The sequence below is a fragment of the Pseudonocardia sp. KRD291 genome, assembly GCF_019263595.1.
Lineage (GTDB): Bacteria > Actinomycetota > Actinomycetes > Mycobacteriales > Pseudonocardiaceae > Pseudonocardia.
Window position 1 is genome coordinate 1 of sequence record NZ_JADQDD010000233.1, and the last position, 10,264, is coordinate 10,264.

Annotated in this window: 8 protein-coding genes and 2 riboswitches; of the genes, 1 reads left to right on the plus strand and 7 read right to left on the minus strand. The window is 74.0% G+C overall.

Going from position 1 to position 10,264, the window contains the following annotated elements:
• From I4I78_RS24765 to I4I78_RS24795, 7 genes are all read right to left on the minus strand, one after another.
• Nucleotides 1-338: MsnO8 family LLM class oxidoreductase (locus I4I78_RS24765; RefSeq protein WP_218613892.1), on the minus strand; the 338-nt coding region annotated here is incomplete at its 3' end.
• Complete coding sequence (locus I4I78_RS24770) at nucleotides 335-2,137, minus strand: ABC transporter ATP-binding protein (protein ID WP_218613893.1); 1,803 nt, start codon at nucleotides 2,135-2,137, stop codon at nucleotides 335-337. The genes I4I78_RS24770 and I4I78_RS24765, both read right to left, overlap by 4 nt.
• Nucleotides 2,134-3,045: an ABC transporter permease gene (locus I4I78_RS24775; RefSeq protein WP_218613894.1), complete on the minus strand. Its 912-nt coding sequence runs from the start codon at nucleotides 3,043-3,045 to the stop codon at nucleotides 2,134-2,136. The genes I4I78_RS24770 and I4I78_RS24775 overlap by 4 nt, the downstream gene beginning before the upstream one ends.
• Complete coding sequence (locus I4I78_RS24780) at nucleotides 3,042-3,986, minus strand: ABC transporter permease (RefSeq protein ID WP_218613895.1); 945 nt, start codon at nucleotides 3,984-3,986, stop codon at nucleotides 3,042-3,044. Before I4I78_RS24780 ends, I4I78_RS24775 begins: the two co-directional genes overlap by 4 nt.
• A gap of 3 nt (nucleotides 3,987-3,989) precedes the next feature.
• Nucleotides 3,990-5,591 (minus strand): ABC transporter substrate-binding protein, encoded by a 1,602-nt coding sequence (locus I4I78_RS24785; RefSeq protein WP_218613896.1) that lies wholly within the window; start codon nucleotides 5,589-5,591, stop codon nucleotides 3,990-3,992.
• Complete coding sequence (locus I4I78_RS24790; protein WP_218613897.1) at nucleotides 5,588-6,964, minus strand: NtaA/DmoA family FMN-dependent monooxygenase; 1,377 nt, start codon at nucleotides 6,962-6,964, stop codon at nucleotides 5,588-5,590. Before I4I78_RS24790 ends, I4I78_RS24785 begins: the two co-directional genes overlap by 4 nt.
• Nucleotides 6,961-8,205, minus strand: a complete 1,245-nt coding sequence (locus I4I78_RS24795) for an LLM class flavin-dependent oxidoreductase (protein WP_218613898.1) — start codon at nucleotides 8,203-8,205, stop codon at nucleotides 6,961-6,963. The genes I4I78_RS24790 and I4I78_RS24795 overlap by 4 nt, the downstream gene beginning before the upstream one ends.
• 207 nt (nucleotides 8,206-8,412) lie before the next feature.
• Nucleotides 8,413-8,508: riboswitch (SAM riboswitch) on the minus strand.
• A gap of 140 nt (nucleotides 8,509-8,648) precedes the next feature.
• A riboswitch (SAM riboswitch) is annotated at nucleotides 8,649-8,763 on the plus strand.
• A gap of 41 nt (nucleotides 8,764-8,804) precedes the next feature.
• Between I4I78_RS24795 and I4I78_RS24800 the strand changes: the two genes are divergently transcribed.
• Complete coding sequence (locus I4I78_RS24800) at nucleotides 8,805-10,163, plus strand: aminotransferase class V-fold PLP-dependent enzyme (protein WP_218613899.1); 1,359 nt, start codon at nucleotides 8,805-8,807, stop codon at nucleotides 10,161-10,163.
• The last annotated feature ends 101 nt before the right edge of the window (nucleotides 10,164-10,264 follow it).

Below are 10,264 nucleotides of genomic sequence, written 5' to 3' on the forward strand. Positions count from 1 at the left end.
TGCAGGTCGAACCGGCCCAGGCCGAGGTCGACCCGGCCGGGGTGCACCGCGGCGACCGTCCCGAACTGCTCGGCGACCTGCAGCGGGCGGGTGTTGGGCATCTGCACCGCGCCGGGCCCGACGCGGATCCGTTCGGTCGCGGCGGCGATCAGGCCGACCAGCACCGGCGTCGACGACGACGCGACGCCGGTGTTGAGGTGGTGCTCGGCCACCCAGAACCGGTGGTAGCCGGCCCGCTCCGCGGCGCGGGCCAGGTCGATCGAGTTGCGCAGCGCGTCGCCGGCGGTGCCCCCGGCGGGCACCGGCGACAGGTCCAGGACCGACAGCGGAACGGTCATCCGCCCACCACCTCGGTACGCGCCCGGCCGGCGATCGCGGCCAGCAGTTCCCGCGTGTAGTCCTCGCGGGGGTCGTCGAACAGCTCCTCGGTGGGTCGCAGCTCCAGCAGCCGCCCGTCGCGCATCACCCCGACCCGGTGCGCGATCCGGCGCACCACGGCCAGGTCGTGCGAGATGAACAGGTAGCTCAGCCCGCTCCCGGCCTGCAGCTCGCCGAGCAGCTCGAGCACCTGGGCCTGCACGGAGACGTCCAATGCGGACACCGGCTCGTCGCACACCACCAGGTCCGGGGACAGGGCCAGCGCCCGGGCGACCGCGACCCGCTGGCGCTGCCCGCCGGAGAGCTCGACCGGGCGCCGCGGAAGGACCGACGACGACAGCGCGACGCGCTCCGTCAGCTCCGCGGCCCGCTGCCGCTGCTCGGCGTCGGAGCCGACCCCGAACGCCCGCAGCGGCTCGGTGATCACCTCCTCGACGGTGAAGCGCGGGTCCAGCGACGCGTACGGGTTCTGGTAGATCAGCTGGGCACGGCGGCGCAGCCGCCGCCAGGTGTCGCCCCGGGCGCGGGTGATGTCGTCCCCGTCGAACAGGACCTCGCCGGAGGTCGGGTCGGCCAGGCGCAGCAGCAGCCGCGCGGTGGTCGACTTGCCCGATCCGGACTCCCCGACCAGGGCCAGGGTCTCCCCGCGGCCGACGGTGAACGAGATGTCGTCGACGGCGCGCAGCGTGGCCCGGCGACCGTTCACCCGGGGCAGGCGGAACTCCTTGACCAGGTTCCGGACCTCGGCGATCGGCGCCGCGTCGGGTTCGCGCGGTGGTGGTGGCGGCACCGCGGCGGTCGCCGACAGCCCGGGCGCGGCCCCGATCAGCGCGCGGGTGTACGGGTCGCGGGCGCGGTGCAGGATCTCCTGCACCGGGCCCTGCTCGACGATCCGTCCACCGAGAGGAGCGTCAGCGGAACGAGCATCAGCACCGAGAGGAGCGTCAGCGGAACGAGCATCAGCACCGAGCGGAGCGTCGACGGAACGAGAACCGGACATGACCACGATCCGGTCGGCCCGGTCCGCCGCCACCGCCAGGTCGTGGGTGATCAGCAGCAGCGCGCTGCCGGTCTCGGCGCGCAGCGCGTCGAGGTGGTCGAGGATCCGGCGCGCCACGGTGGCGTCGAGGGCGCTGGTGGGCTCGTCGGCGATCAGCAGGACGGGGTCGGCGGCGATCGCGATCGCGATCAGCACCCGCTGCCGCATCCCGCCGGAGAGCTCGTGCGGGTACTGCCCGGCCCGCACCTGCGGCTCCGGCAGCCCGGCCCGTTCGAGCAGCTCGACGGCGCGGATCCGGGAGCCGCGCCGGTCGGCGAGGCCGTGCACCCGCAGCGCCTCGGCGACCTGGGTACCGATCTTCTGCACCGGGTTCAGCGACACCGTGGGGTCCTGCGGGATGAGCCCGATCCGCGCGCCCCGGACCGCGCGGAGCTGCTTCTCCGAGAGCGCGGTGAGCTCGTCGCCCGCATCCACGGCCGCGGCGCCGCCCCCGTCACCCGCACCGCCACCGGCGCCACCACCACCGGCGGCGCCGCGACCGCGAGCCAGCCGGATGCTGCCGGCGCTGACCGCGCCGTTGGCCGGGAGAAGCCCGACCACGGCCTGGGCCAGCGTCGACTTGCCCGACCCGGACTCCCCCACCACGGCGACGACCTCGCCCGGCGCCACCTCGAGGTCGACCCCGCGCAGCGCGTGGATCTGCCCGCCGGTCGCCCGGTAGGTCACCTCCAGGCCCTCGACCTGCAACAGCGGCGTCATGAGAACCTCGCCCACTCCCCGTCCAGGGCCCGGGAGATCCGGTTCACCGACAGCACGGTGGCCGCGATCGCGAACCCGGGCATCGCGCACAGCCACCACGCCGTGGCCAGGTAGTTGCGGCCCTCGGCCACCAGCGAGCCCCACTCCGGGGCGGGCGGCGGCGCGCCGTAGCCGAGGAAGCTCAGCGACGACACGGCCAGGATCGCCAGCCCGAACTCCAGCACCGCCAGCACCAGCACCGGACCGGCGGCGTTGGGCAGCACGTGCCGGCGCAGCGTGACGTACCAGCGGGTGCCGACCGAGCGGGCCGCCTCGACGTAGGTGGAGCGCCGGACCCGCAGCGTCTCGGCGCGCATCACGCGGGCGAAGTTCGCGACGCTCGCGATGCCCACCGCGATCGCCACCTTCACCGTGCCGAACCCGAGCGCGGTGATCAGCGCCAGGGACAGCAGGATCGCCGGGATGGCCAGCAGCACGTCGACGAAGCGCATCAGCGTCTCGTCCACCCAGCGCCCGACGAACCCGGCCAGCAGCCCGATCAGCCCGCCGACGACGAGCGCGACGGCCACCGCGATCACGGTCGCCTGCAGCGACAGCGACGCTCCGTGCACGACGCGGGTGTAGACGTCACGCCCGAGGTAGTCGGTGCCCAGGACGTGCCCGAGGCCGGGGGCCTGCAGCTTGTCCGCGGGCACCCCGAGCGTCGGGTCGCCCGGCGCGAGCACCGACGGCACGAACGCCGCGACCAGCACCAGCGCCACGAACACGATGGACACGACCAGCCCGGGGCGTCCGCGCAGGAACCGGCCCAGCCGGGCCAGCCGCTCGCGCGGGGTGGCCGGGACCGGCACCGCAACCGCGGCCCCGGGAACCGTCCCCTCCGCGGGAAGGAGTACGTCGGTGGTCATACGGCGGCTCCGGTCGTGATGCGCGGGTCGAGCACGGGATAGACGAGGTCGACGACGAGGTTGACCAGCACGAACACCAGCGCGGCGAACACGACGATGCCCTGCACGACCGGGATGTCCTGCACCCCGACCGAGGACACGGTCAACCGCCCCAGCCCGGGACGGGTGAACACGGTCTCGACGACCACCGACCCCGCGAGCAGGTTCCCGACGACGTAGCCGAGCACGGTCAACGCCGGGATCACCGCGTTGCCCAGTGCGTGGCGCAGGTGCACCCCGGCCTCGCCGACGCCCTTGGCCCGCGCCGTGGTCACGTACGGCTCGTCCAGGACCTGGCTCATCGACTTGGCCAGCACCTGCGCGATCAGCGCACCGGTCGGAAGCCCGAGGGTGATCGCGGGCAGCACCAGTGCCTCCGGCCCGCGGGCACCGACGGAGGGCAGCAGCCCGAGCCGGAACGAGAACAGCTGCACGAGCATCAGCCCGACCCAGAACACCGGAAGCGACACCGCCAGCGACGGCAGCCCCATCAGGACCTGCCGCAGCCAGCGCACCCGGGTGTAGGTCGCGACCAGCGCGACGGCCGACCCGAACACGATCGCCACCAGCAGCCCGGACAGCGCGATCTGCAACGTCGGCGGCAGCGCATCGCCGATCGCGCCGCGCACGTCGCGCCCGGTCGCGAACGAGGTGCCGAAGTCGCCGTGCAGGGCCGCCCACAGCTTCGTCCCGTACTGCGTGATCAACGGCTGGTCGAGCCCGTAGCGGGCACGCAGCGCGTCGAGCTGGGCGGGGCTGACCGGTTCGCCGTCCGAGCCGCCGGCCGCCATGGTCGCGACCGGGTCACCGGGCAGCAGGTAGAGCACCACGAACGACACCGTGTACGCCGCCCACAGGACCCCGACAGCGAGCGCGACGCGCCGCAGCAGGTAGACCGCCATCGGTTACTCCGATTTCCAGGTGTCGTGGAGCTGGATCCGCGAGGACGCGTCGAACGCCACGTCGTGTGTGGTCGGTGCGATGCCGAGGGTGGTCGTCAGCTCCACCACCGGGACGGTGAAGTGCTCGGTGAGAATCAGCTTCTGTGCCTGCGCCACCGACGCCGCGCGCTTCGCCGGGTCCACGGCCGCGGCCTGGCCGGTCAGCAGCGCGTCCAGCGGGCCGGGCTTGAACCGGTAGTAGTTCGTGCCCCCGCTCCAGAACGAGCTGCGCAGGATGTCCGGGTCGGCGCGGGTGAGGTTGGCCCACAGTGCGGTGTACTGGCCGCTCTGCTGAATCTGCGGGGTGTCGGAGATCTGCTTCTCCTGCAGCTGGGCGTCGATCCCGACGGCGCGCAGCTGCTGCTGGATCAGCTCCAGCGCAGGCTTCACGGTGGACAGGTTGTTCGCGAACGTGATCGGCAGCGTCAGCTTCTGCCCGTTCTTCACGCGGATCCCGTCCGGACCGGCCGTCCAGCCGGCCGCGTCGAGCACCGTGCCGGCCCGCGCCGCGTCGAACCCGAGCAGCGCCGCGTTGTCCGCGAAGGACGGCGTGCTCGAGGCCAGGACGCTGGTGGCCGGCTTCGTCTGGGACGTGAACACGGCGCCGACCACCTCGGGCCGGTTGATCCCGAGCGAGACGGCCTCCCGCACGGCCGGGTCCGACCCTAGCGGCGTGGCCTGGTTGAACGTGATGCCGAACGGCAGGCCGGGGTTCGCCCGGGCCGGCAGCGCGATCCCGGCGCCGGAGAGCGGCGCCTCGTCCTGCGGTCCGATGCTGGCCACGGCGTCGATCTCGCCGGCCTGCAGGCTGCCGGTGCGCACGCCGGACTCGGGCACGACGCGGAACTCGGCCCGGTCGAGGTAGGCCTCGCCGGGGTGGGTGAACAGCGACGAGCCCCAGTTGTAGCCGGTGCGCTTGGTCAGGACCGTGGCCTGGTCCTTGACGTAGCTCTCCAGCACGAACGGGCCCGACCCGATCACGCCGGCGCAGCGCTGGTCGTCGGTCTTCGCGGCACTGGCCGGGGACAGGATCCCGAGGCTGTGCGTGGACGTGGCCTGCAGGAACTGCGCGTTGGGCTTGCCGAACCGGACCGTGAACGTGGTCGGGCTCGTCACGGTGGTGCCCTGGTAGCCGGACAGGTAGCCCTTCGGAAGGCTGGCCCGGGCCCCGAGGGCGGGGACCCGGTCGAAGTTGGCCTTCACCGCGTTCGCGTCGAGCTTCGTGCCGTCGGAGAACGTGACGCCGGGGCGCAGCGTGAAGTCGTAGGCGGTGGCGTCGGCGTTGGGCTCGAAGGACGTGGCCAGCCACGGCGTGATGGCGCCGGTGGCGGGGTCCTGGTCGGTGAGGGAGTCCACGAGCTGGCGCACCGAGTAGACGGAGTCGTTGCTGGTCACCTGCTGCGGGTCGGCACAGCCCTGGTCGCTGGACACGGCGAAGGTCAGCGTGCCGCCGGGGCGCGGCGGGCCGGCGTCGGCGGCCGGGTCGGCACCCCCGCCGGATCCGCAGGCCGACAGCGTCAGCGCCGCGGTCGTGGCCAGGGCCGCGACCGTCCATCCGCGCCTCACGACGCCACCGACGAATCGATCGGACGGCGCTCGCCGAACCTCGACGGTGGGGCGAGGCCGAGGTTGTCGCGCAGCGTGGCGCCGGTGTACTCGGACCGGAACACCCCACGGTCGACCAGGCGCGGCACCACCTCGTCGACGAACTCGTCGAGGCCCGACGGGCTCACGTGCGAGCCGACGATGAAGCCGTCGGTGGCGCCGTCGCGGACGTAGCGGTCGATCTCGTCGGCCACCGTCTCGGGTGTCCCGACGAACACGGCGCGGTCGAACACGTGCTTGACCACCTCGCGCAGGCTCAGGTTCTGCTCCCGGCCCAGCTCGCGCCAGGCGGCCGCGGTGGCGTGCGCGTCCTGGGTCAGCGGGGCACGCCCGCGGATCCACTTCGGCGCGTCCGGGGTGGGGTCGAGGTCGGGCACCGGACCGTCGGGGTCGAGGTGGGACAGGTCGCGGTTCCAGACCATCTCGGCGAGCACGATCGCCGTCCAGGGGTCGACCTGGCGGTGGTGGATCTCGGCGTGGCGCTCCCGCGCCTCGGCGAGCGTGTCGCCGAGGACGACCGCGGCCGACGGGAGGATCTTCACCTCGTCCGGGTTCCGCCCGGCCTTCGCGACCCGGGCCTTGACGTCGTCGTAGAACGTTTTGGCCTCGTCGAAGCGCTGGTACCGGGAGAAGATCGCGTCCGAGTGCGCGGCGGCGAAGTCGCGGCCCGCGGGCGACTCGCCCGCCTGCAGGATCACCGGGTGTCCCTGCGGGCTGCGCGGGGTGGTGAACCGCCCGGAGACGTCGAACTGCTCGCCGGAGAACGCGAACTCGCCGACGTCGCCGTCGCGCAGGAACTGCGCCGATTCCTTGTCCGCGACGATCGCGTCGGAGCCCCAGGAGTCCCAGAGCCGGCGGACGACCTCGAGGGTCTCGCCGGCCCGGGAGTAGCGCTGGTGGTGCCCGAGGAAACCGCCGCGGCGGAAGTTCTCGCCGGTGTCGGCGTCCGAGCTGGTCACGACGTTCCAGGCGGCGCGGCCGCCGGAGAGCAGGTCCAGCGTCGCGAACTTGCGCGCCAGCTCGTAGGGCTCGTTGTAGGTGGAGTTGATGGTGCCGGCCAGGCCGATGTGCGAGGTGACCGCGGCCAGCGAGGCGAGCACGGTGAACGTGTCCGGGCGGCCCACGACGTCCTGGTCGAAGATCTCGCCGCCGCGGTCGCGTAGACGCAGGCCCTCGGCGAGGAACAGCAGGTCGAGCTTGCCGCGCTCGGCGGTGCGGGCCCAGTGCGCGAACGAGGCGAAGTCGATGTGGCTGCCGGAGGCCGGGTCGCTCCAGACGGTGTCATGGTTCACGCCCGGGAAGTACGCCCCGAGGATGATCTGCTTGCGGGTCATGCGGTGCTCCCGGCGGTCACGTAGCGGTTGGCCGGGCGGGAGAGCCCGAACCGCCCGCGCAGGGTGGTCTCGTCGTAGGCGGTGCGGAACGCGCCGCGGCGCTGCAGCTCGGGCACGAGCGCGTCGGTGATGGTTTCCAGGTCGTCGGGCAGCACCGCGGGGCGCAGGCGGAAGCCGTCGAGGCCCGCCTGCTGCCACTCGAGCAGCAGGTCGGCCAGGTCGGACGGGGTGGTGGCCAGGATCGCGGCGTCCGAGCGCAGCGGGGCGCGGGCGTCGAGGCGGGCCAGACGCTCCTGCGCCGCGGCACGGGTCTGGTCGAGGAGGACCACGAGGTCGGCGAGGATCCGCAGCGGCTCGCCCAGAGGAGCGCCGGCGGAACGAGCATCGGCGTTGCCCCGTCCGACGGCCGCCTCCGCGGCGCGCACCTCGCCGATCACCGAGCGCACCCCGTCGGCGTCGTGCGGGGTCACGAACACGACGTCGGCGGAGCGGGCGGCGAGGCGGTAGGGCACCTCGCGGTGCGCGAGCACGGCGACCAGCGGGTGCCCCTGCGGCGGGCGCGGCGTGATCGCCGGACCGCGGACGGAGAACTGCGGACCGGTGAAGTCGACGTGGTGCAGCTTGTCCCGGTCGACGAACCGGTTGGTGGCGTCGTCGCGGATCTCCGCGTCGTCCTCCCAGCTGTCCCAGAGCCGGCGCGCGACCTCGACGGCGTCGGCGGCCTCGTCGAACAGCTCGGCGACCAGGCGCACGGTCTCCGGGGTGTCCAGGTGCTCTCGGCGCACGCCGGGCAGCGTGCGGCGGCCCAGGTGGCGCGCCTCGTCGGCGCGGACCGAGACCTGCACCCGCCAGCCGGCCCGGCCGAGGCTGTCGTGGTCCAGCGTGGCCAGCGCGTTCGCGGTGTGGAACGGCTCGGTGTGCGTGGTGGTGACGGTCGGGACGAGCCCGATCCTGCTGGTCAACGGCGCCAGCAGCGCGGCGACGAGGTGCGCGTCGAGGCGTCCGCGGACCTGGTCGGTGCGCCGGTCGGGCTCGGCGAGGTGGTCGTGGGACTGCAGCCCGAACCCGTCCTCGATCGTGAGCAGGTCGAGCAGGCCGCGCTCGGCGGTGGCCGCGAGGTCGGCCCAGTAGCCGGCCGTGGACAGCTGGGCGGGTCGTGCGCCGGCCTCGCGCCAGGCGGCGGGATGCCATCCGGCGTCGCTCAGCGCGACGGCCAGGTGAAGGGAGTCCGATGTGGACATGGGTGGTGACCGCTTCCTGCGACGCCGGCGCCTCGGCAGAGGGACGTCGTGCGGGTGATGGGGTGGGGTTCCGTCCGGGCGGTCAGGCCGGACAGGCGGCGCTGGTGACGCGCAGCAGATCCACGTGGCGGCGGTAGCGCCCGTGGTAGGAGGCCCGTGCGACGGACGGGACGCGGAAGGCCCGCGCAGCCGTTCCGTTCATCGGTCCCCCCATCGAACCCGGCGTGAGCACCCGCACCCGCGGGGCGCGGGGGGTTGCTGCGGCGTCGTCGAGCCAGGTCTCTCGGCCGCTCTGGATGGTGCGCACCCGTTGCCGGGCGCTGCGATGACTGTAGGTAGCTACTCCCGTGGCGTGTCAACACCTCCGGTGAGGAACGTGACGCTCACCGCCCCCGCGACATCGGCTTGACATCGGCGATCAGGCACTCGTAGCTTCACCACCAGGTCATGAGCGCCAGCGTCAAGCCCCGGCTCGCTGGCCGGCAACCCTCCTCCGCGGTGGGGTGCTCCGGGTGAGGACCCGGCCGGCGCGACACCCGCGACCGGCAAGCGCGGACCCGCGGGCACGTCCCGGGTCCCGACGGACCCGAGGAACCTCCATGTCCACTGCTCTCGCCACGCCCGTCCCCTCCCGTGTGCCCGCCACCGCCACGCCACCGGCCCCGGCGGCCACCTGCGGGCTCCCGGCCGTCGTCGGCGCCGACCTGCAGGTGCCGCTCGTCGACGGACGCACGGTGCGCTACGCCAACCTCGACGTCGCCGCCAGCGCGCCCGTCCTGCGCGCGGTGGCCGACGAGGTCGCCGAGCTGCTGCCCTGGTACTCCAGCGTGCACCGTGGAGCCGGCTACGCCTCGCAGGTGTGCACCGGGGCGCTGGAGGGCGCCCGGGAGACCGTCGCGGCGTTCGTCGGCGCACGCCCGGACGACGTCGCGGTGTTCACCCGCAACACCACCGACGCGCTGAACCTGCTCGCCTCCTGCACACCGGGGGCGGTGCTGACCCTCGACGTCGAGCACCACGCGAACCTGCTGCCCTGGCAGTCCCTGCCCGGTTCGCGGGTGATCCCGGCCCGCGCCACGGTCGACGCGACGCTGGCGGCGATCGACGACGCGCTGGCCAGGGGCCGGTTCGCGCTCCTCGCGGTCACCGGTGCCTCCAACGTCACCGGCGAGACCCTGCCGATCGCGCAGCTCGTCGACATCGCGCACGCCTACGGCACCCGGGTCGTGGTGGACGCCGCCCAGACCGCGCCGCACCGCCGGATCGACATCTCCGCCTCCGGCGCCGACTACGTCGCGCTGTCCGGGCACAAGCTCTACGCGCCGTATGGCACCGGTGCCCTGGTCGGGCGTCGGGACTGGCTCGACGTCGCCGCGCCGCACCTGGCCGGCGGCGGCGCGGTCCGCCACGTCGGCGTGCACGGGACGACCGCCGAGGCCGCATGGGCCCCGGCCCCGCAGCGGCACGAGGCCGGCACCCCGAACGTCCTCGGCGCGGCCGCGCTGGCCGCGGCGTGCCGCACCCTCGCCCCGCTGCTGGACCCCTCCGGCGCCGCGTCCGCGCACGAGCGCGCGCTGCTGACCCGCCTCACCGACGGGCTCGACGCGACCGACGGCGTCACCTCGCTGCGGATCTGGGCCGACGCCCCGGACCGGGTGGCGGTGGCGAGCTTCGTGGTCGACGGCGTCCCGGCCGGCCTGGTCGCGGCGTACCTGTCGGCCGAGCACGGGATCGGGGTCCGCGACGGGCGGTTCTGCGCGCACCCGCTACTGGCCCGGCTCACCGGCGACGCGGGTGACCCCTCGGGCGACGCCGTGCGCGCCAGCCTCGGGCTGGGCAGCACCGACGACGACGTCGACCGCCTGCTCGCGGCGCTGTCCGCGCTGGTCGCCGACGGGCCGGGCTGGGAGTACGCCGTCGTCGACGGCCGGTGGGCGCCGACCCCGGACCCGCGGTGACGGACATCATGAGGGTTGACTCCCGGTGCCGGCCTGCAGAGGATCGAGGGATGCACGACGGCCGGAACCTGACGTCGCGACGTCACGTCGACCTCATGCGC